This window comes from Aliidiomarina sedimenti, assembly GCF_003986955.1.
GTDB classification, from domain to species: Bacteria; Pseudomonadota; Gammaproteobacteria; order Enterobacterales; family Alteromonadaceae; genus Aliidiomarina; species Aliidiomarina sedimenti.
In genome coordinates this window covers 43778-65636 of the sequence record NZ_PIPN01000005.1, presented here as the reverse complement: position 1 = coordinate 65636, position 21859 = coordinate 43778, and the positions used below count along the sequence as shown (strand labels likewise).

Genomic DNA, 21859 nt, shown 5'->3' with positions numbered 1-21859 from the left:
AGGAATCTAAAGATGGCTCTTTTTGGTGCGTTGATAATAGGCCTCAGTCTTGGCTTGTTTGGCTCGGGTGGTTCGATTCTCACCGTGCCGGTGTTGCTTTATCTTTTGCATCAGGACCCTCAGGTAGCGATTGCCTCGTCGTTGCTGATCGTGGCCGGGATCAGTTTTTTTGGTTCGGTGCAAAACGCATTTAAGAAATTAATCAGCTGGCGCCATGTTGGCTTTTTCGGTGTTCCTGGCGTGTTTGGAACCTGGCTCGGCGCGCTCGCGGGTTTAATGGTAGATCCACGCTGGCAGCTGTTGGTATTTTCGCTGTTAATGATAGTGGCCGCGTACATGATGTGGCGGGCGCGCTTACCTGAATTGGGTGCCCCCATTGTTATACGACCCTGGAAAGTGATGGCAGAGGGTCTGATAGTAGGCTGTATCACTGGTTTTGTCGGGGTTGGCGGTGGCTTTTTAATTGTCCCGGCATTGGTTCTCTTAGGTGGGCTAAGTATGCCGATCGGGATCGCAACAAGTCTGGTTATTATTGCACTTAAATCCGTGGTCGGTTTTACCCAGTACTATGTGCCGATGACGAATGCTGGTTATCAGTTCGAAATGGGCGTAATCGCCACCATGATTGTGGCAGGCGTGATAGGTAGTTTTGGCGGCAGCTGGCTGGCCATACGGTTACCTAAGCAGAAAATGCAGCGCGGATTTGCGGTTTTTCTGGTGTTAATGGCCGCTGTGGTGATTTATCAGTCCGTTTTATAGCGAATTAATTAGGCCCTGTTAATATTAATCAGAATAGCAGGGTAGTTTGGTCAAGTGCAGCGTGCACAAAAAGCAGTATAAGGTGAGACAAGGTTATGAAAACAGCACAACAGTTAGTAGCAGAGGCAAAGCAGGCAATCGTTGAATGCAGTGTTGATGAGCTGGCTCAGGTGACAGAGTCAGACGCGTTGATCATTGATATTCGGGAACCCGCTGAATACATCGATCATCATATAAAAGAGGCAATCAATCTGCCGCGCGGCGTGCTCGAATTCCAGTTGGCCAATCATCCATCGGTAGCAGCAAGTGGCTGCGAACCTATGGTCGCGCTGGAGCAGCTAAAGGCTCGTCCAACTTACCTGATTTGTCGCTCCGGTGGACGCTCTGCGCTGGCAGCAGAGTCGTTGCAGAAAATGGGTTTAGAAAAGGTGTTTTCAGTCGCAGGTGGGATGCAAGCCTGGGTCGATAGCGGCAAGCCAACTGTGTAAGGCGAGAAAAAATGGAAAACTTCACTCCCGTTAGTGCGCTGATAGGCGGCGCCATCATCGGTAGCGGCGCGCTATTGCTGATGTTAATGCTGGGCCGGGTAGCCGGTATTTCGGGTATAGCGTCAAGCGCTATATTTCAATCCGAGGGTCGGGCCTGGCGGCTGGCCTTTGTCGCTGGGTTATTAGTGGGGCCTTTGCTGGTTGGCCTGATTTTAACCGACTTTACCTTTGCCACGCCAGATCTTGGCTGGGAAGTGGTCGTGGCTGGCTTACTGGTTGGCGTCGGCACCGGCGTAGGGTCGGGCTGTACCTCGGGCCATGGTATTTGTGGTATTGGCCGGTTATCGAAGCGTTCCATCGTAGCCACGTTAATTTTCATGGCTGCGGGCTTCCTCATTGCAACCTTATTCACTCAGGGGGCAGCCACATGGTAATTTTAATGGCTTTTCTAAGCGGACTTCTGATGACGGCGGGGATTGCGGTGTCAGCGATGATCGACCCCAATAAAGTGCTTGGCTTTTTGCACCTGGGTCCGGGCTGGGACCCAAGCCTGGCATTGGTGATGGGAGGGGCACTGGCAGTTTTTTTACCCGGGTTTTTGCTTATCCGTAAGCGTAAAGCACCAGTCTGTGATACTCAATTTCACCTGCCAAAAAGCAATCGCATTGACAAGTCACTGGTGATTGGAGCGCTGCTGTTTGGTTTAGGCTGGGGACTGGTCGGCTATTGCCCGGGTCCGGCGATAGCGGCACTGACATCGGGTAGCGTCGCTACGCTGGTTTTTGTGCTGATGATGATAATCGGCTGGTTCGCGGCGCGCAAAGCGCGCCTGTAAGGTTAGTCCGGCTGATATCCGTGGTCTTCATCATGAGGGCCACGTTCGGCGGCGGTTCGTGCTAAGACATCGCAACGCTCGTTCTCGGGGTGACCTGAATGCCCTTTAACCCAGTGCCATTCAATTTTGTGGCGGGCGATTGCGCTATCCAGTGCCTGCCATAGATCCTGGTTTTTGACTGGTTTTTTCGCGCTGGTCATCCAGCCTTTCTTTTTCCAGCCCTGAATCCACTTAGTAATGCCCTGGCGGACATATTCGCTGTCGGTGTAGACATCGATTTTGCAGGCTTTGGTCAGCGCATTGAGTGCGACCACTGTGGCCATCAACTCCATTCGATTATTCGTGGTCAGGCGGAAACCCTGAGCCAGTTCTTTTTCATGTTTTCCGTAGCGTAAAATCGCCCCGTAGCCGCCAGGTCCGGGGTTGCCTAGACAGGAGCCATCGGTAAATATTGTTACGTCCTTTGTCTGCATGCTTCTTCTCAGGTTTTGATGTTGCTACTATAGCGCTCTGACAGATATGCCGGTGCAGTGAAAGCGTCGAGTATACGCAGCCCGACAGCAAAAATAAAAGGTTGATGATATGCATGAACTGATTGATTCCAAATCACAACGACAAATTGTGCTGGATACAGAAACCACAGGTATCGACCCTAAGCAGGGTCATCGTATCATCGAAATCGGTTGCGTTGAGTTAATCGAACGTAAACTGACGGGGCGCCATTTTCACGCCTACCTGAACCCGGAGCGCCTGGTTGAGGAAGATGCCATCCGCGTGCATGGGATTACCAATGAGTTTCTGGAAGACAAACCAGTTTTTTCGCAAGTCGTTGATGAGTTTGTTGAATTTATCCGTGGCGCTGAGCTGGTTATTCATAATGCGCCGTTCGACGTCGGCCACATGGATGCTGAGTTTAACCGCATTAATGCGCCATACGGCTTAACCAAAGACATTGCCGGGGTATTGGATACCCTGGCGCTGGCGCGGCAGTTGTATCCCGGGCAACGGGCCAGCCTGGATGCGCTGTGTAAACGTTTCGACATTGATAATTCACACCGTACCCTGCATGGCGCGTTACTCGATGCCGAAATCCTGGCTGATGTCTATCTGTGGATGACTGGTGGCCAGCGCAAACTGTCGCTGGCAGATAAAGACAAAGATGGTCAGCTGACTGACCTCACCGCCATCCGACGTTTACCCGATCAGCGGCCAGCGCTAAAGGTTTTACCTGCATCTGCCGAAGAAGAAGCAGCACATCAGCAACGCATCGCAAAGCTTCTTAAGAAGGGAGGGGAGTCTCTTTGGCCCGTGTCTGGTTAATTCGTTGTGGTTTAGCACTTACTGTCTTGCTGGCATCCCAGCCAGCAGCGGTGGCTGAATCTTTACCTAATCCGTATGACGCCTTTCGGTTAACCGAAATGGCACCTGATAATCAATTACCGTTGCTTGGTGACCGGTTCCGTATTGACGATCATGTAGATGAGATCACCATGGTCTTCTTTCGTGATCACGGGACGGACCCTGTGGTGCTTATTTTACCGGATGGCAGTAAGTGGTATAGCTCGCGTCATCCGGACGATGTGCAATGGGAGTCGGGTGCCGGTTTTGACCAGGTGCGTATCGAATCGCCTATGCGCGGTCCCTGGCAGGTGTCCGGGGCACTACGACCTGAAAGCCGGTTGATGGTTATCTCTGATCTGCAGTTTCATGCGGAGCCATTGCCGCCACGCATCTTCCGGGGCGAGACCATCAGCGTTGAAGGGCGATTCACCGAGGCTGGTGAACCCATTGAGCAACGCGATTTTCGCAGTGCTATCGAGATGCAGCTTCATCTGGTCAGTACCAACGATGAGAACCACAACAACTTTGGTATTAATCCGCGGCACTTAGGGGATTTTCTCGACGATGGTCGTGGTCATGACGTACGGGCCAGGGATGGTATCTTTACCGGTGAAATTTGGTTCAATGCACCGTCGGGGCCGTATTTGCCGTCGTATCAGGCGATCACGCCGCTGTACCAACGCACTTTCGAGCAGTCGCCGGTCATGTTGGCTGAATTGCCGGTTGAACTGGAGGTGCGGGTGTCCGCCACTGAGGGCGTGCCCCATGTGCTTGATATTCACGTCGATGAGGAACAACTGCAGGTTGATGATCTGGTCTTACGCGGCGATGTTGAGTACCCCAATGGCGAAATTCAGCGGATAGATATCCGTACAGCGATGGGTGACAGATTGCGGGAACGGATCCCAAATTATGTGAATGGAAATTTTGCCATTGATTTAACCTTGTTTGCGACCACAACAGACGGGCGTGAAATCGAGGCTACCGTGGCGACCTATGACTTTATGGCGCGTCAGCCTGAGCCTGCGGGCCCTACAGACGAAGAACTGGCAGCGATCCGGGCAGAGCAGCGTGAGGCTGAAATTGCCGCACAGGTTGCAGCAGAACGTGAACGGCTACGCAAACAACGGGTCATGCTTTGGTTGATTGTAGGGGTGAATCTGGTTCTGGTACTCGGCTGGATCGGCGTGATGCTTTTCCGTCGCCGTGGGCAAGGAAAGAACAGCGGAAAAGCTAAAAAGTAGACGTTTTGGCGATTTCGTGCGCAAACAGACGCAAAGGCGGAAAAAAGGGTTGACGGCGACGCGGGCGACTCGTATTATCCTCGCCGCATTGAGAGCGAACGCTGTATGCAGCGGAGCGGTAGTTCAGTTGGTTAGAATACCGGCCTGTCACGCCGGGGGTCGCGGGTTCGAGTCCCGTCCGCTCCGCCAATTCGTTTCTTGATGCAATGTTAGCGTAAGCTCAGGTATGTGGAGCGGTAGTTCAGTTGGTTAGAATACCGGCCTGTCACGCCGGGGGTCGCGGGTTCGAGTCCCGTCCGCTCCGCCACTTGAACTGAGCAAACGCAAGCAGCAAGCAGAAAAAACATGCACAAAGATGAACAAGCTTTCGGATAGAAAGTACCGTGTGGAGCGGTAGTTCAGTTGGTTAGAATACCGGCCTGTCACGCCGGGGGTCGCGGGTTCGAGTCCCGTCCGCTCCGCCACTTAATAATCGCCTTCAGGCGATTTTTTTGTGCCTGAAATTCGTACCAGATGGCTAGAGCACAAACCACCATTGCTGGTGGTCTGCGCCATATCCCTTTACCTGTTCACGTAGACAGAATCGACGTCTGATAAAACCGGTTAACGCGCTGCAAACCGCTTAATCAGTGAATACAGCTCTTCCGTGGTGGTGGACAGTTGCTCGCTTGAGTCGAATGTATTTTGCGCATTCTGTTTACTCTGCTGAGCGATATCGGAAATAGCGGTAATTTGCTGATTAATATGCTCTGCTACATTGCTTTGCTCTTCAACAGCCGTCGCCATTTGCATCGAAGCGTCGGTGATATCGTTGATGGCACGTGCAATATCACGCAACGCGCTTTCTGTTTGCTCAACCTTACTTACCCCAGCCAGGGCTGTTTCTTCACCGGCCAGAGAAACACTGACGGCGTCCTCTGCACGTTCTTTCAGGTTATTCACAATCGAATGGATATTCTGCGTTGATTCGCGTGTGCGTTGCGCTAATGCGCGAACTTCCTGGGCGACGACTGCAAATCCACGACCATGCTCACCGGCGCGTGCCGCTTCGATCGCTGCATTTAACGCAAGTAAATTAGTTTGCTCAGCAATGTCAGAAATCAGGTCAGCGGCCTGTCCAATGCTGCCTGTTGATTCAGCCAGTGCTTTCACCGTCGCTGCAATGCTGTGAACTGATTTATTCAGATTCTCAATTGCAAGCAGCGCTTCAGCCGCCGTTTCGGTGCTGCTGTCGACACTCTTGCTGGCGACATCTGCCTGGGCGGCATTGCTCTCAACTTTATCTGCTACTTCGCCGATTGAGGTCGCCATTTCATTAATTGCTGAAGCGGTATTCTCGGTCGCGTTGTTCTGCTCTTCGATCAACTGGTTACTGGACTGAGCCTGGGTACGGGTTTGCGCGACGATGTGATGCAACTGAGTGGCGGCATCTTCAATTCGGGTCAAGGCGGTGCGGGCACGAGCTGCCTCACTTAGCAGTACCAGGTTCAATTGCGCGCGCAGACCATGCCAGTCACTGTAGCTTTGTGCGACCAACGGGTCCTGATAGGCGTCCGGACGTTGCGCTAACATGGCACGCAGACAACTATTTGAATGCGCCTGTTGCCAGGCCAGGGCGGCTGCGCCAGTGGCCAGACCGACGATGGCTGCAGTAGGGCCAGCAATCGCCGCCAGAATGGCACTACCAACTAAACCGGGCACTGCCACAGGTAGCATCTCGCGACCGTAGCTAAGCGCTTGTTGCATGCCGGTACGGGCAGATTTTCCGGCGCGGATACGATCATACATCCGCTGTGCGCGTTGCTTCGAAGCTTCATCCGCATTCACCCGAACGGACTCATAGCCTACAATGGTTGAACCGTCTTTAATCGGGGTCACATACGCACTTACCCAGTAGTGGTCGCCGTTCTTACAGCGGTTTTTAACCACCCCCATCCAGGCTTTACCGCTGCGTAAACATTCCCACATGTCTTTGTAGACAGCTGGGGGCATATCGGGGTGGCGCACGAGGTTATGAGGGGCACCAATCAGTTGCTCTTCGCTAAAGCCCGAAACTTCGACAAAAGCGTCATTGCAGTGAGTAATGATACCGCGGGTATCAGTGGACGAAATTAATCGATAATGCTCTGGGTAACGGTGTTCTTTTCCACTTACCGGAAGGTTGTTGCGCATAGTGTTTTTTAACTCTTTGTTTGTAGTCCCTTATACCCTAAAAGGGTAACAGATTTCCGGCCCTGGTTGGACCCTTTTCATCGGTGGCGATCCGCTTGTCTTTAAGGCACAATAACAGGTCTGTTTGTGTATGTTTAGCCGTCTGCGTTTGACCGCGTTTTAGCTGCAAAAGGTTACCTATTTAATGACATCAACACCTGCTTTTATTCACTTGCGTGTGCATAGCGATTTTTCCATGATCGATGGCGTACAAAAAGTAGGACCGCTGTGTAAGCGAGCGTCTGAGCTGGCAATGCCTGCTGTGGCATTGACCGACCAGATGAATATGTGTGGTTTGGTGCGTTATTACAAAACCTCAGAAGACCTCGGTCTTAAACCATTAATCGGGGCTGATTTGTGGGTGCTCAGCGATGACTGGCCGGATACCCCGTTCCGTCTGACGGTACTGGCAGCAAATAACACGGGCTATCAGAATTTGACCCTGCTGATATCGGATGCCTACCTTCGAGGTCATCGTTGCGGGCGGCCGTGTATCGAGCAAAGCTGGCTGGCTGATAAAGCAGAAGGTTTGATTGTGCTTTCTGGCGCCAAAGACGGCGATGTCGGCCAGGCATTGCTGCAGCGTAATGAGAAAGCGTTGCAGCAAAGCCTGCAATTTTATCAAACCCATTTCGCCGACCATTTTTATCTTGAATTAATCCGCACCGGACGGCCGCAGGAAGAAGACTATTTGCATCTGGCGGTTGATCTGGCGAGTCAATACGACCTCCCGGTGGTAGCCACGAACGAAGTGGTTTTCCTCGATGCTGAAGACTACGATGCCCATGAAATCAGGGTCTCAATTCATGACGGCTATACCCTCGGCGACCCACGACGGCCCAAGCAATACAGCGAACAACAGTATCTGCGCAGTGCAGCTGAAATGGCAGAGGTATTCGCAGATATTCCGGAAGCACTCGCCAACACGATCGAAATTGCCAAGCGTTGCAATGTCACCGTGACGCTCGATGAGTATGTATTACCGGACTTTCCGACTGGCGATATGAGCATTGCCGATTATCTGGTTCAGGCGTCGCAGAAGGGGCTTGAAGAACGGCTCGAATTTCTTTTTCCGGACCCTCAGCAACGGGCCGCTCAACGCGGTGAATATGATGAGCGCCTGCAAATCGAGCTGAAAGTTATCAATGACATGGGCTTCCCTGGTTACTTCCTGATCGTGATGGAGTTTATTCAGTGGAGTAAAGACAACAATATTCCGGTGGGGCCGGGGCGGGGCTCGGGTGCGGGGTCGCTGGTCGCCTATGCGCTGAAAATTACCGATCTCGATCCGCTTGAATTCGATTTGCTTTTCGAGCGTTTTCTGAATCCGGAGCGGGTTTCGATGCCCGATTTCGATGTCGATTTCTGCATGGATCGGCGTGACGAGGTAATTGACCACGTGGCTGATCTATACGGCCGCGATGCGGTGTCTCAGATCATTACGTTCGGTACTATGGCCGCAAAAGCAGCGGTGCGTGACGTTGGCCGGGTACTTGGGCATCCGTATGGGTTTGTTGACCGAATCTCCAAGCTTATTCCTGGCGCTCCCGGGATGACTCTGGCCAAGGCCTTTGAAGAAGAGCCTCGTCTGCCTCAGTTATACAACGAAGACGAAGACGTTAAAGAGGTCATTGATATGGCCCGGCGTCTTGAAGGTGTAACCCGAAATGCTGGTAAGCACGCCGGTGGGGTGGTGATATCGCCGACTAAAATTACCGACTTTTCACCGCTCTATTGCGATGAAGATGGAAACTTTCCGGTTACTCAGTTTGATAAGAACGATGTTGAAACTGCCGGGTTGGTTAAATTCGACTTCCTTGGTTTACGCACCCTGACCATTATCCAGTGGGCGTTGGATATGGTGAACCCGAGGTTGCGTAAGGAAGGCCGTGAACCCGTTGATATTGTGGCGATTCCCCTGGATGACAAGGAATGTTTCCGGTCGCTGAAAAAAGCCGAGACGACTGCTGTATTCCAGCTTGAGTCACGCGGAATGAAAGAGCTGATCAAGCGCCTGCTGCCGGATAGTTTCGAAGACATTATCGCTTTAGTGGCGCTGTTCCGGCCGGGCCCTCTGCAATCAGGGATGGTCGACAACTTCATTGACCGTAAGCACGGCCGGGAAGCAATCTCTTACCCCGATGCACAATATCAGCACGACTCCCTGAAGACGATTTTGGAACCGACCTATGGGGTTATTCTTTACCAGGAACAGGTTATGCAAATCGCTCAGGTGCTGGCCGGGTATAGCCTGGGTGGCGCTGACTTGCTGCGTCGGGCGATGGGTAAGAAAAAACCGGAAGAAATGGAAAAGCAACGCGCAGTGTTCGAAAAAGGCGCGGCTGATAATGGAATTGACCCGGAACTTGCAATTAAAATCTTTGATCTGGTAGAGAAGTTCGCCGGTTACGGCTTTAACAAGTCGCATTCTGCAGCTTATGCGCTGGTCTCCTATCAAACCTTGTGGATGAAGGTTCATTACCCCGCAGAGTTCATGGCCGCGGTGATGTCGGCCGATATGGATAACACCGATAAGATTGTTACCCTGGTCGACGAATGTGAACGCATGGGGTTAACCATCTTGCCGCCCGATGTGAATAAAGGCGAACATAAATTCAGTGTCGATGACGAGCAGCGTATTGTTTATGGCATTGGCGCTATCAAGGGAGTCGGCGAGGGGCCGATAGAGTCTATTATTACCGCGCGTAATGAGGACGGGCCATTTCGGGATTTGTTTGATTTCTGCCGTCGGGTCGACCTCAAAAAACTGAATCGCCGGGTTATGGAGCGACTGATTAAAGCGGGTGCTTTGGATAACCTTGGACCGCACCGGGCGACGCTTATGGCAACACTCGGAAAAGCAATGAAACAGGCGGATCAGGCAGCGAAAAACGAAGCCATGGGGCAGGCAGATCTGTTTGGCGTATTAAGCGCTGAGTCGACAGATGACATTGATGCTGAATTTGTACAGGTGTCAAAATGGCCGGAACCGATGTGGCTTGAGGCTGAGCGAGAGACGTTAGGACTCTATTTAACGGGTCACCCAATTAACCGCTATCGGCGCGAGCTGAAACATTATGCCAGTGGCCGTTTAGCCGATCTGGGTGAAACCGGGCGTGGTAATTACGTCAGTGCGGCGGGGCTGGTGCTGGATGTGCGGATGATGGTCAATAAGAAAGGCCAGCGCTGGGCCATCGTGACGCTCGATGATAGAAGTATGCGAATGGATATGCGACTGTATAGCCAGGAGTTTGAAAAATATGAGGACTTGCTGCAAAAAGACTCAATTTTGTGGGTAAAAGGAGAAGTCCGATTTGATAACTTCAGTGGTGGCAATACAATGACCGCTTATGAAGTAATGACAGTAGAGCAGGCGCGTGCCCAATACGTTAAAGGTCTGAGTATTCAGCTCGATCTTGCCACACTGGCTAAACCGCAGCTGACTCGTATCGAACAGGCATTGCAAAGTGCGGCTGGGGGAACCTGCCCAATTGTTTTACAATGTCAGTTAGAGAATGCCAGTGTGGATCTGAAACCAGGTGGTAACTGGTTTATTGAACCGAAAGACGATGTCCTTTACGAACTATGGGATATACTGGGCACCAGCCAGGTCAAGCTGGTCTTTTAATCGAAAGTTGGAATGTACTGATGAGCCTGAATTTTCTGGATTTTGAACAACCTATCGCTGAATTAGAAGCGCAGATCGATGAATTACGCAGTGTCAGCGCTAAAGGTGATCTGAACATTGACCTTGAAAAAGAGGTGAAACAGTTACAAAAGAAGCGTATTGAGCTGACCGAAAAGATTTTTTCTGACCTGTCATCCTGGCAGGTTGCGCAGTTGGCTCGTCATCCATTGCGTCCGTATACGCTGGATTATATTCAGCATATGTTCACCGATTTTGATGAGCTGGCAGGTGATCGAGCCTTTGCGGATGACAAAGCCATCGTAGGTGGCATTGCCCGTCTGGATGGCAAACCGGTGATGGTGATTGGTCAGCAGAAAGGCCGCGAAACCCGTGAAAAAGTACGTCGTAACTTCGGCATGCCGAAACCAGAGGGTTATCGAAAAGCATTGCGTCTGATGGAAATGGCGGAACGTTTTAAGATGCCTGTTCTGACATTTATCGATACCCCTGGTGCGTATCCGGGTGTCGGAGCCGAAGAACGTGGTCAGAGTGAGGCCATCGCGCGTAATCTTAAAGTAATGTCGCGTTTGAAAGTGCCAACAATCTGTACCGTGATCGGTGAAGGTGGTTCGGGCGGCGCGCTGGCGATAGGCGTTGGTGACAAAGTTAATATGCTGCAGTACAGCACTTACTCCGTTATTTCTCCGGAAGGCTGTGCCTCGATTTTGTGGAAAAGTGCAAGTAAGGCCGAACTGGCTGCCGATGCCATGGGTGTTACTGCTCAGCGTTCCCACGAACTGGGTCTGGTGGATACCATTATTGCAGAACCTTTGGGCGGTGCGCATCGTGACCATATTGAAGTGGCGAGTCGTTTAAAAGCACAACTACTGAATGATCTTGACCGTCTGCAGGGGCAGGATACCGACAGTTTGCTTGACAGCCGTTACCAGAAACTAATGAATTTTGGCTACTGTTAAGTCCATTAGTGACCAGTTTTATCAAAGTTATTGTGCGGCCCTTGACAGTTTGCAACTGCAAGGGCCGTCCTCCATTGTCGTTGCGTTAGGTGGTGGCGCTGACTCCCAGTCGGTGCTTGATTTAACCCTGCGCTACCGGCAGCAACACCCTCAACATCATTACCTTGCTATTCATCTGGACCATTATTTTCACCCGGACTCGCCGCAGTGGGCGCAGTTTCTGCGTGAGTACTGCCAGCGTTCCTCCATTGACTACATTGTCGAGCCACTGGATGTTCCGCTCAGCAATCGCCAGAGTAAAGAAGCGCAGGGGCGTGATGCCCGTTATCAGCGCCTGACCGAACTGACTGACGACAACGCCGTGATTCTGCTTGGTCAGCACCTCAGTGATCAGACTGAAACATTTTTATTGCAGCTTAAACGCGGTTCCGGGCCGAAAGGACTCGCGTCGATGGCGGCTGTGGCACCGTTCAGCGGGCAGCGCCGGCTGTGTCGCCCATTGCTTGGGCACAGTAAAAATGAAATTTATCAGTACGCGAAGGCGCGTCAACTGCAGTGGGTGGAGGATGATACCAATCTGGATACCCGCATTGACCGTAATTTTTTGCGTCACGAGATTGTCCCTGAATTGCGCGCCCGCTGGCCGCAGTTCGAGCAAACCGTAGCACGTTCTGCACGGCTGTGCGGGGAACAACAGGCGCTGTTGGAGAGCCTGCTGGAGTCGGATTTGCAGTTACGCCTGGATCAGAACGGTTTAGATAGCAGCGGATTCGACAAGCTGTCACCTGTTCACCAGGCCGCGTTGTTACGCTTGTTCATTCAGCGTCAGGGCGCTGCGATGCCCAGCGAAGCGGTACTCTCGCAGATGCTGCAGCAGATGCAGGGCAGCAAGGTTGAGGTGCGCTGGTCGCAGTGGCAATTGCGCAGTCATCGTGACCGTGTGCAGGTACTTCCGTTATTCGCGGACTTAAGCCAGTTTAGTCTGGCCTGGGATGGTGAAGAGACGCTCCAATTGCCGGATGGACTAGGCGAATTGACAGCCAGCGGAACGCAGGAAGTTATGGTGGACGCAGACGCGTCGCTGCAGGTGCGGTTGTTGCGCCATTCTGATAGTTTTCAGCGTCGGCCAGGTGGTACTTTGCATAAAGCGCATCGCTTATTAAAAAAGCAGGGCATTGCACAATGGCAACGCCAACGCTGGCCGGTTGTTACCGACGGCCACCAGCTGTTATGGGTGCCGTTACTCGGTATCAATCATCAAATTGAGTGCGCGCAACGGGCCCGGCGACATATTTACCCGAACTGGGTCAGGGCAAGCGTAGCCGGCGTTACTAACTGATTACGACCGTTTCGTTTGGCGCAGTAAAGCGACTTGTCGGCATCTTCAAGAAGGCTTTCTGCATCATGTGAGGGCTTGACGAATACTGCGCCAGCCGAGCAGGTGATAGCATGCTCGCGTAATAACGGATGGCTGTCGATGGATAGCTGTAAACGACGGAAGATCCTCTGCAAGGTAATTTCATCCGGGCTGTCAACAATGACCAGAAACTCATCCCCACCATAGCGGAACAACCGGTCGCTGCCACGCAACTGTTGTTGCAGGATCGCGGCGAATTCAGCCAGTACATGATCGCCGCACTGATGCCCGTGGATATCATTCACCGCTTTAAAGTTATCCAGATCCAGTAATACCAGCGCATGGCGCTGATTGTGGCGTTCGTGTTCGGTCAGTAGTTGCTGTAGCACTTCGTCCAGTAAGACGCGGTTGCCCAGGTTGGTCAGGTGGTCGCGCACTGCCTGAAAGCGTAAGCGGCGAAATTGAAGCGCGTTGTGCAACGGATAAAGCAAATTTACTTCGCAGTGTTTAAGCCAACTGAGCTGCTGCTTACTCGGGCTGGTGGAAAAATAATAATGCAGTTCACCGAGAAAGTTGCCATTCAAGCGCAGTTGATGGACCTTGCAAGGTGCTTCCAGCCCCGCCACATGGCGCATTAATACCGATTGAATATCCTGGTGTTGGTAGCTGAGGCTAAGCAGGTCGAGCTCGCTTTGGATAAAGGTATAGTACGAGTTTAAAATAGATTCTAACTCGAGGCTTTTTTGCAGTTGCTGCAATAACAGCTCAGTACCTGAATACGTATTGCCTGCAAAGTCGGTGTGTGTTGCTGATGCATTCACTAGCTTGTCCATCCCTATAGAGCCTGCTTTACAACTTATACTGCTTTACCGAGGCATTGTTATACATTCATACATCATTGTGGGTGGGGTGTGCCCTGCGGACATTTTAAGCAGCCTTGCCTGATACCCTGACCTCACAATCCTGCACACTATGATCTTTATCGTACCCTTTATCTTAAAAGGCCGATGATCGGTTAGCCCCCTAAACGTCCTATGAACAAGATGGTTCCTAGGAGTTTTTTCGTAGGTGCACATAGTTAGAGTATAGAAAGTAAACGTTAATTGTAGATCAGGCTGTGTAAAGATCTAGCAAAGTTTGCGTAGTTGTTATTGAGCCAGCGCAAGCTATATGGTTTATCGTATGGGCCGGCCGCCAAGTTCAAGAAAGTGATGAATTTCATCTTTCTGTTTCAGCGCATCCTGGTAACCAATATCGATTAGTTCCCGGCAGTACTCTTTTTCAAAGAGCAGGTAGCTGACGATGCTGGAGGGGGTATCCTGGTCGACTCCAACCAGCCCAAGCAGGCGCCGCACTGCACTGGGCATACGCTCAAAATGACTGTGCGCCATTTGATTGAAATCCAGTTCCGGTTTGACAATCAGCGTATCAACCAGGCGTAATTCCGGGTGTTCACTGCCAGCCCGTTGCAATTGACGAATGGTGCTGTTGATACGTTGCATACGTTCGACGTCGGAATTCAGGGTATCGGCAAAGATAGTATCCAGTAAGTGCCCGGCAATAGTGGCGCTGGACGGCACGTAATGCCGCTGCAGATGATCCTCCATGTGCGGCTGGTCGACACCTATCACCAGGATTTTACTCGCCCCCAAGTGCACTGGCGGGCTTAATGGCGATATCTGGTGAATAGCGCCGTCGCCGTAAAACTTATGTTGCAGCTCGATAGCGGGGAAAATCATCGGAATAGCGGCAGATGCCATCAGATGCTCAGCCGTCAGCCGGCTGCGAACACCCTCGCGGTTGGCGCGTTTCCAGTTCTTATAATGGGATGCGCCCTCAAAAAACGAGATCGAGTGGCCACTGTTATAACAGGACGCGTTGATGGCAATAGCGCGCAGGTAGCCACGCTGTATCTGGCGGTCAATTTTTCTGAAATCGACCACCCGATGAATAAGTTCCCGCAGCGGTTGATTGTCAAAAAGGCTGGAGGCAGGGTTCTCAGCGGTTTCGGACTGAAAAATTCGACCGACCCGACTCATCAGATGGCCGAAGACTTCGCCGGTCGAGCATTTATAGACCTGATCGGTGGAAAAGTTGCTCCATACCTGCTCTAGTTTCTTCACCGCCAGATGAAAATTGGATGAATAGCAGGCCAGACTGGCTGCGTTCAGTGCGCCAGCCGAGGTACCGGTCAGAATCCGAAATGGCAGGGGATGAGCACGAGGCACCATGCTGGCGATGCCTTTTAATACGCCGACCTGGTAGGCTGCGCGGGCGCCGCCACCTGTCAGCATGAGAGCAGGTTCGTATGAGTGTTGGACAATTGACACAGTTAGTTACATCTTTCCTTGTCTGATTTACAAATGGTTACGCCTTGTCGGCTGACACAGGATGGGTAACTCATTCATAATACCTTCAACTTCTAATAATAGTATAACGCCATGGCCTCTAAGAAACGCATTATTTTACCCATTGTCATTCTCGTTGTCGCGATCCTGATCGCGGTTCTGCTGGCCAGTATGCGCCAGGCACCTGAGCGAGGGGGCGCTGAGCGACTCCCTGTATTGGTAGACTTTCAGGTGGTACAACCAGACAGTCATCAGTTTAGCATTGCTGCGCAGGGCAACGTATTACCTAAATATGACACTACTTTGGTCGCCGAAGTGAGTGGTCAGGTGGTTCATGTCGATAATCGTTTCGTGGTGGGTGGTTTTTTCAACGCTGGTGATGTGCTCTTGCAGATTGACCCCTCTGATTACGAAGTCGCACGCGAAGAAGCGCGGGCAAATCTGGCCCGCGCCCAGGCCGCGGTGGCGGAAGAGCGTGCAATGGGCCGCGTAGCAGAAGCAGAATGGCGCTCTATCGAGGCCGGAGAGATTCCGTCATTGGGATTACGAGAACCACAACTGGCCAGTGCACTGGCTGAACTGCAATCGGCGGACGCGCGGTTGTCACAGGCGGAGCGAAATCTTGAGCGGACGCGGATCCGGGCGCCTTTTGATGGTGTGTTGCAAAGCCGCGAGGTTACCCTGGGTCAATACGTCTCCACCAATTCAGTGGTTGGCAACATACTCGGCACCAATATCGCAGAAATTCGCTTGCCGTTAACCGATCAGGACATGGCATTTCTCGATATTCCAACGGGTCTGGTTGAAGACAAATCAGGGCCGGCGGTGACGCTGAAAGCGTCGATTTCAGGACGCCGCTATGAATGGCCAGGGACAATAGTCAGAACCGAAGGGGTAGTTGATGCCGGCAGTCAGGTCACCTATGCCGTAGTCGAGGTGCAGGACCCTTATAACCGCCAGGGGTCCAGCCACGAGCGGGTGCTTAATTTTGGTCGTTTTGTTGAAGCAGAGGTCGAAGGGATCCGAGTCGAGAATCTGGTTGAGCTTCCGCGCTACGCTGTGAATTCAAATAATATGACCTGGGTGATTTCAGATGAGGCCCCACGCACACTGGAGCAACGTGAAGTTGTGGTCGAGCGGCGGGACCGCCATACGGTTTTTGTCAGAGAAGGTCTGGCGGCTGGCGAACGGGTCATGCTGACCCAACTGGATAATCCGATTAGTGGTCAGCGAGTGCGTATCGAAGGGGATGAGGAAGTAGAGGAAGCAGCTGAAGAACAAGACCCCAGCGACGCCTCCACAGAGTCAGACGAAGCGGTAGAGGGCGCTGCGGATGAGTGAGCAACAGCCAAATCAGCGTCCGCCTGAGCGGGGTCTTATTGCCTGGTTCACCCGTAATACGGTAGCTGCCAATTTATTGATGGCGTTCATTATTATTGGCGGCATCATGTCGGTACTGACCATTCGTAAGCAGATGTTCCCGACTGTCGAGCTGAACATGATCACGATCCAGGTGCCGTTTCCGGGCGCCGCGCCCCAGGAAGTGGAGCAGGGGGTTATCATTCGGATCGAAGATGCGCTGGATAACACTCAGGGAATCAAGAAACTGCGCAGTACAGCGCGCGAAGGCCTGGCATCGATTTCAGTTGAACTGGAGAACGACTATCCGATTCAGGAAGTGATGGACGAAGTCCGCATGCGGGTCGACAGTATCACCAGCTTTCCGGCGCAGATAGAACCGCCGAATATTTACCGTACCCGCATGCAAAGGCAAATTATCTGGTTGTCGGTATATGGAGATCTCGACGAACGGGCGCGTAAATTACTGGCAAATGAAGTCCGTGATGAACTGCGCAGCCAGCCTGGAATAAGTCAGGTGGCAGTGGTAGGGGCTCGCGAGTACGAAATTTCGATCGAGGTGGCCGAAGCGGATTTGCAGCGCTATGGATTAACCTTTAACGATATCACCGCAGCCATCCGCGGCACGTCACTGGATGTGCCTGGCGGGTCGATCCGTACCCCCAATGGCGATATTTTACTGCGCGCCAAGAACCAAAGCTATATCGGAGATGAGTTTGAGCGCATTGTGCTGGTACGCAGGGATGACGGTACCAGACTGCTGCTAAGCGATATAGCACGGGTTCAGGATGGCTTTGTCGAGCGACGTAGTTTTGCCGAGTTTGACGATAAACCAGCAACCTTTGTTCGCGTTGAATCAATCGGCGATCAGAACGATCTGGCGATTGCCCGTTCGGTGAAATCCTACGTCGACAATAAACGCAATGACCTGCCTGCGGGCGTTGAACTGGCCCACTGGGGCGACAGTTCGTACTACCTGCAAGGGCGCCTGGACCTGATGCTGAACAATATGTACATCGGTGTCTTACTGGTGTTTCTCGCGCTTAGCCTGTTCCTGCAAATTCGCCTGGCGTTCTGGGTCATGGTGGGGCTGCCGGTGTGTTTTCTTGGCGCCTTTATGCTAATGCAGCTATCGGCGATTGATGTGTCGGTCAATATGATCTCCTTATTCGGCTTTATTCTGGTTCTCGGTATTGTGGTCGATGATGCGATTATCATTGGCGAGAGCACGTACTCGGAAATAGAGAAGTATGGCAAAAGTGAGGAAAACGTCATTCGTGGAGCCAAGCGGGTGGCCGTTCCGGCTACTTTTGGCGTGTTAACGACGATAGTGGCGTTTGTCCCCATGCTAATGGTGGATGGGGCTATGGCCGGGATCTGGCAGTCGATCGCCTGGGTGGTTATTTTATGCCTTGGTTTCTCGCTGATTGAATCGAAGTGGATCCTGCCTGCGCATATTAACCATATGAAGTTCTCGCGCACGGCAGAAGCAAAGCAGAATGGTTTTCAGCGCTTTCGCAACGGCTTTGCAGACAAACTGAAACATTTCGTTGAAACACGCTACCGCCCATTTGCGGCAAAATGTGTCGACTTCCGCTATACCACGCTGGCGACGTTTCTCGCTTTGTTTATTTTAATGATTGGACTGATAAACAGCGGCGTGGTGCGCTGGGTGTTTTTCCCCAATATTCCCAGTGACTTCGTTCAGGTGTCGTTGGAAATGCAGCCCGGCACAAACGAAGAGCGAACCATTCAGTCGCTCAGCCAAATCCGCAATGCGCTGTACGACATCGACTCAGAGTATCAGCAGGAACATGGCGAACCTGCAGTACGCCATGTAAATACCTTTATTAATTCGGCCGAACAGGGAACCATTTTTGTCGAGCTGGAAAAAGGTGAGTCACGTGAAATCGATGGCTTTATGATTGTGAACCAGTGGCGCGAGAAAGTACCGGAAATGGCTGGGATTAAGAGCCTCAACTTTGAAGGTAGTATCGGCGGAGGCGGTGGTTACGACATTGAGTTTCAGTTAAGTGGATCTGATCTGGATCAGTTATCACAAGCTGCGCTGGAACTGCGAACGGCCATGGCGGAGTACGATGGGGTATTTGATATTTCAGATACGTTCGGCGCACCCCAGCAAGAGATTCAGCTGGTACTGAAGCCAACGGCCGATCAATTAGACATTACCTTGCAGGATCTGGCGACCCAGGTTCGTTACGCGTTTTATGGTGCAGAAGCGCAACGCATCCAGCGTGATGACGAGGAAGTGCGGGTGATGGTTCGTTACCCACTGTCTGAGCGACAGTCGATTGGTAATTTGGAAGCACTGAAAGTGCGTACCGCCGATGGTCGTGAAGTGCCATTTACTGCGGTTGCCGAAGCTATTGAAGCCGACGGCTACAGTTCGATTAATCGGGTCAATGGTGTGCGCTCGGTGAATGTGCGGGCACGGGTCGATAAGTCCCGGGTCGAACCTTTCGCGATTATTGGTGATATTCGCAGCGAACAGCTGGATGATATTTTAGCGAAGTACCCCAATGTTCGCTTCGGCCTCGAAGGCGCCAGTCAGGACGAGCAGGACGCCTTAGGCGCATTGGCAATAGGCTTTGTATTTGCGATGTTTGGTATCTATGCACTGCTGGCCATTCCCTTGCGGTCATACAGCCAGCCGCTGATTATCATGTCGGTGATACCGTTCGGTATCATCGGGGCGGTCGCCGGGCATCTGATTATCGGTATGCCGGTTAGTATTCTGTCCTTGTTTGGTATCATTGCGTTAGCGGGGGTTGTGGTCAACGACAGCCTGATTTTGGTTGATTATGTCAATCAGTCGCGGGAAGACGGTATGAGCCTGAAACAATCGGTAGTGGATGCGGGTTGTGCACGTTTTCGTGCGATCGTACTGACCTCGCTGACGACCTTTGCTGGTCTGCTTCCGATCGTTCTCGAACGGAGCATTCAGGCACAACTGGTGATTCCGATGGCGATATCACTGGCATTTGGTATTTTATTTGCCACGGTTATTACGCTGTTACTGATCCCATGCTTATACCTGGTTCTGGATGACGTTAAGCGTCTGTTCAGGAAGTCCCGGCCAGGGCCCGCCGATCAGCCCTTAAGCCAGCCGTTGAATCAGCCGGGGACGGATTCCTCTAACTAGCTTCAGCCCTTGATGCGGGGGGCGCTTAGGTCTATGATGCGAAAGCATAATAAAGGCATCAACCTAAGCGCAAGGACCCCCGCATGAATGAGCTTCCCCTGATCGATATTGTCGCCTTAGCCTGGTTTGTAGTGCTGTGGGTTGGCTATTCATTGTTCGCTAAAAAACGAGCCCGTCATATCCATTGCCTCTCCAGCATTTTGCGCAGCCTGCGGGTCGACTGGATGTATGCAGTGACGCACAAAGATAACCACATCGCGGATGCCAGCCTGATTGGTAACGTTGAGCGCAATGTCACCTTTTTTGCGTCATCCACTGTTCTGGTACTGGCAGGTGTTTTCACCGTGTTAGCTTCAAGTGATGCGTTTGTGCGTGTTATCAACCAGTTACCTTTCACCGCCGAACAGACCGCCAATCTGGTTATTCTTAAACTCGCCGGCCTTGCTGCTATTTTGGTGTTCGCGTTTTTCAAGTTCACCTGGTCCATTCGCCAGTTTGGTTTTGTCTCTGTGTTACTCGGTATGGCGCCTAACATGAGTCGTTCCACGGTGAGTGAAGAAGCTCGCGACCGCTATGCGCGCAACACAGCGAAAGTCCTCGATCAGGCCGGACATGAATACAACTATGGCCTGCGCGCCTATTACTTTGCTCTGGCTTACCTCTGTTGGTTTACCAATCCGCTATTCTTTATTGTTGCCAGTGCCGTGGTTGTGGGTGTGTTGTATCGCCGTGAATATCGTTCGCGGGTGTTGCGGGCCCTGTTGGCGACCAAAGGTTTTGAACCCGGACCGATGCCGGAAGACGAGCGTAAAGCGCAGTTGAAGGCAACCAGTACCCGACTGGAAGAATTTGAAAATGAATTAAAAGATAGCAAACAAGGGGACTAGATCAGCGTGCTCAACAACGAGAATTTTTTGCAGTTTACCCGCGCCAACGAATGGGGCATTGAAAGTACCGCCGACTTACTCACTGCCACCACCCTGGACAATGGTGTTGGAGTCGAAGTCTGGGACAGCGGGGTGATTGTGTTTACCCCGGCAAATTCTACGCCAGCAACAACGGGTCCACTCGACTTGGTGCTGAGCTGCGCAGTGCATGGTGATGAAACGGCTCCAATCGAGATTTGTGATGAATTGATTGAAGCCATTCGTGAGCAATCACTTACGCCTGCGGTGCGGGTGATGTTCATTATTGCCAATCCGGCAGCGATTAATATCGGTAAGCGCTTTGTCGATGAAAACATGAACCGTCTGTTCAGTGGTGCTCATAGCGAAGGTGAGGGCCTGAGCAACAATGAACGTGTACGCGCTAAAGCGATTGAAGGCTATGTGCAGCGTTTTTTCGAACAGGCGCCCGCTGGCGAGCGGCAACGGCTGCATTATGACATGCACACCGCGATTCGCGATTCACAGCACGAAAAGTTTGCAGTCTACCCGTTCACCCATGGCAAGCCCTATAAGAAGGCGCAACTACAGCTATTGGCTGCCATGGGCGTGGATACTGTGCTACTGCACGAAGGCCCCACCACGACTTTTTCGTATTTTAGTGTGCGGCAGTTCGATGCGGATGCCTTTACGGTCGAGTTAGGGAAAGTCCGCCCCTTTGGTGAAAATCCAGTAGAGAGCTTTGCCGCCTGCCGCAGCACATTGCGCCAGTTGATTGCCGGTCAGGACCTTGCCATGGGTGAGTTTGACCCGGCCCGGCACCATATCTATCAGGTGCTGCGCAGTATAAATCGTACCCAGCAGGACTTTGAACTCAATTTCGCTGATGACGTGGCAAACTTTACTGAATTCGAACCCGGTTACATTCTCGCCCGTGATGGCGGCAAAGCGTACCCGGTGCTGGAAAAAGGCGAGGCCATTATTTTTCCGAATGCCAAGGTTGCGCTCGGTCAACGCGCGTTGATCACGGTAAAAGAAGTAGATCCCGGGCAACTAAATCTGGTCTGAGCAGTCTGCCAGTTTCAGCCAACAATGGCGCATGGCGCGGCGCTTGGGGGCTTGCTGTGAACTGTATTGCGCAGTGAACACCTGGCGCATGGGGCAAAGCCCGAATCCGTTTGCAACCAAGTTGACGTAAAGGTAAAGTTGCGCACATTTGTAACAGCATCCACGTTCAGACCGCAGCACGGCTTTCGCTGCACTGC

The 21859-nt window shown here is 52.1% G+C and carries 17 protein-coding genes and 3 tRNA genes; 16 read left to right on the top strand and 4 right to left on the bottom strand.

Going from position 1 to position 21859, the window contains the following annotated elements:
- Window positions 1-12: 12 nt before the first annotated feature.
- The 4 genes from CWE12_RS10970 (at window position 13) to CWE12_RS10955 (ending at window position 2082) form a co-directional block, all read left to right on the top strand.
- Window positions 13-759 carry a sulfite exporter TauE/SafE family protein gene (locus tag CWE12_RS10970; protein ID WP_126789763.1) on the top strand — a complete coding sequence of 249 codons (747 nt, stop codon included), beginning with the start codon at window positions 13-15 and terminating at the stop codon, window positions 757-759.
- A 95-nt stretch (window positions 760-854) separates the two neighbouring features.
- Entirely contained in the window at window positions 855-1247 is a 393-nt protein-coding gene (locus CWE12_RS10965; protein ID WP_126789762.1) for a rhodanese-like domain-containing protein, read from the top strand.
- 11 nt (window positions 1248-1258) lie between these two features.
- Window positions 1259-1681, top strand: a complete 423-nt coding sequence (locus CWE12_RS10960; RefSeq protein ID WP_126789761.1) for a YeeE/YedE family protein — start codon at window positions 1259-1261, stop codon at window positions 1679-1681.
- A 5-nt stretch (window positions 1682-1686) separates the two neighbouring features.
- A complete protein-coding gene (locus CWE12_RS10955) occupies window positions 1687-2082 on the top strand; it encodes a DUF6691 family protein (RefSeq protein WP_241984195.1) in 396 nt (131 codons plus the stop codon).
- 2 nt (window positions 2083-2084) lie between these two features.
- On the opposite strand, the gene rnhA is transcribed toward CWE12_RS10955, so the two are convergent.
- Window positions 2085-2555, bottom strand: a complete 471-nt coding sequence (gene rnhA / locus CWE12_RS10950; protein WP_126789759.1) for a ribonuclease HI — start codon at window positions 2553-2555, stop codon at window positions 2085-2087.
- A 109-nt stretch (window positions 2556-2664) separates the two neighbouring features.
- Between rnhA and dnaQ the strand changes: the two genes are divergently transcribed.
- The 5 genes from dnaQ (at window position 2665) to CWE12_RS10925 (ending at window position 5131) form a co-directional block, all read left to right on the top strand.
- A complete protein-coding gene (gene dnaQ, locus CWE12_RS10945) occupies window positions 2665-3402 on the top strand; it encodes a DNA polymerase III subunit epsilon (RefSeq protein WP_126789758.1) in 738 nt (245 codons plus the stop codon).
- Window positions 3384-4667: a TIGR03503 family protein gene (locus tag CWE12_RS10940; RefSeq protein ID WP_126789757.1), complete on the top strand. Its 1284-nt coding sequence runs from the start codon at window positions 3384-3386 to the stop codon at window positions 4665-4667. The genes dnaQ and CWE12_RS10940 overlap by 19 nt, the downstream gene beginning before the upstream one ends.
- 112 nt (window positions 4668-4779) lie before the next feature.
- Window positions 4780-4856: transfer RNA gene (locus CWE12_RS10935), tRNA-Asp, on the top strand.
- A 41-nt stretch (window positions 4857-4897) separates the two neighbouring features.
- Window positions 4898-4974: transfer RNA gene (locus CWE12_RS10930), tRNA-Asp, on the top strand.
- 80 nt (window positions 4975-5054) lie between these two features.
- A tRNA-Asp gene (locus CWE12_RS10925) sits at window positions 5055-5131 on the top strand.
- 139 nt (window positions 5132-5270) lie between these two features.
- Here CWE12_RS10925 and CWE12_RS10920 read toward each other — a convergent pair.
- Complete coding sequence (locus CWE12_RS10920) at window positions 5271-6839, bottom strand: methyl-accepting chemotaxis protein (RefSeq protein ID WP_126789756.1); 1569 nt, start codon at window positions 6837-6839, stop codon at window positions 5271-5273.
- Window positions 6840-7023: 184 nt separating this feature from the next.
- On the opposite strand from CWE12_RS10920, the gene dnaE reads away from it, so the two are divergent.
- From dnaE to tilS, 3 genes are read left to right on the top strand one after another with little or no spacing between them, the layout of a single operon-like run.
- A complete protein-coding gene (gene dnaE, locus CWE12_RS10915) occupies window positions 7024-10506 on the top strand; it encodes a DNA polymerase III subunit alpha (protein ID WP_126789755.1) in 3483 nt (1160 codons plus the stop codon).
- Window positions 10507-10526: 20 nt separating this feature from the next.
- Window positions 10527-11483: an acetyl-CoA carboxylase carboxyl transferase subunit alpha gene (gene accA / locus CWE12_RS10910; protein ID WP_126789754.1), complete on the top strand. Its 957-nt coding sequence runs from the start codon at window positions 10527-10529 to the stop codon at window positions 11481-11483.
- Window positions 11470-12822 carry a tRNA lysidine(34) synthetase TilS gene (tilS, locus tag CWE12_RS10905; RefSeq protein ID WP_126789753.1) on the top strand — a complete coding sequence of 451 codons (1353 nt, stop codon included), beginning with the start codon at window positions 11470-11472 and terminating at the stop codon, window positions 12820-12822. Before accA ends, tilS begins: the two co-directional genes overlap by 14 nt.
- Here tilS and CWE12_RS10900 read toward each other — a convergent pair.
- Both CWE12_RS10900 and CWE12_RS10895 read right to left on the bottom strand, forming a co-directional pair.
- Entirely contained in the window at window positions 12777-13673 is an 897-nt protein-coding gene (locus tag CWE12_RS10900) for a GGDEF domain-containing protein (protein ID WP_126789752.1), read from the bottom strand. The two genes, tilS and CWE12_RS10900, sit on opposite strands and share 46 nt — an antisense overlap.
- A 342-nt stretch (window positions 13674-14015) precedes the next feature.
- Window positions 14016-15170: a patatin-like phospholipase family protein gene (locus CWE12_RS10895; RefSeq protein ID WP_241984194.1), complete on the bottom strand. Its 1155-nt coding sequence runs from the start codon at window positions 15168-15170 to the stop codon at window positions 14016-14018.
- A 111-nt stretch (window positions 15171-15281) separates the two neighbouring features.
- Here CWE12_RS10895 and CWE12_RS10890 point away from each other — a divergent pair, with 111 nt between their 5' ends.
- The 4 genes from CWE12_RS10890 to astE all read left to right on the top strand — a co-directional run bounded on the left by CWE12_RS10890 (window position 15282) and on the right by astE (window position 21662).
- The gene (locus tag CWE12_RS10890; RefSeq protein ID WP_126789751.1) at window positions 15282-16529 is read left to right on the top strand and encodes an efflux RND transporter periplasmic adaptor subunit; all 1248 of its coding nucleotides are present in this window, start codon (window positions 15282-15284) and stop codon (window positions 16527-16529) included.
- Window positions 16522-19710, top strand: coding sequence for an efflux RND transporter permease subunit (locus CWE12_RS10885; protein WP_126789750.1), 3189 nt, complete (start codon window positions 16522-16524; stop codon window positions 19708-19710). Before CWE12_RS10890 ends, CWE12_RS10885 begins: the two co-directional genes overlap by 8 nt.
- A gap of 83 nt (window positions 19711-19793) precedes the next feature.
- Window positions 19794-20597: a DUF599 domain-containing protein gene (locus tag CWE12_RS10880; protein ID WP_126789749.1), complete on the top strand. Its 804-nt coding sequence runs from the start codon at window positions 19794-19796 to the stop codon at window positions 20595-20597.
- Window positions 20598-20603: 6 nt separating this feature from the next.
- Window positions 20604-21662, top strand: coding sequence for a succinylglutamate desuccinylase (gene astE, locus CWE12_RS10875; RefSeq protein ID WP_126789748.1), 1059 nt, complete (start codon window positions 20604-20606; stop codon window positions 21660-21662).
- Window positions 21663-21859: the final 197 nt, after the last annotated feature.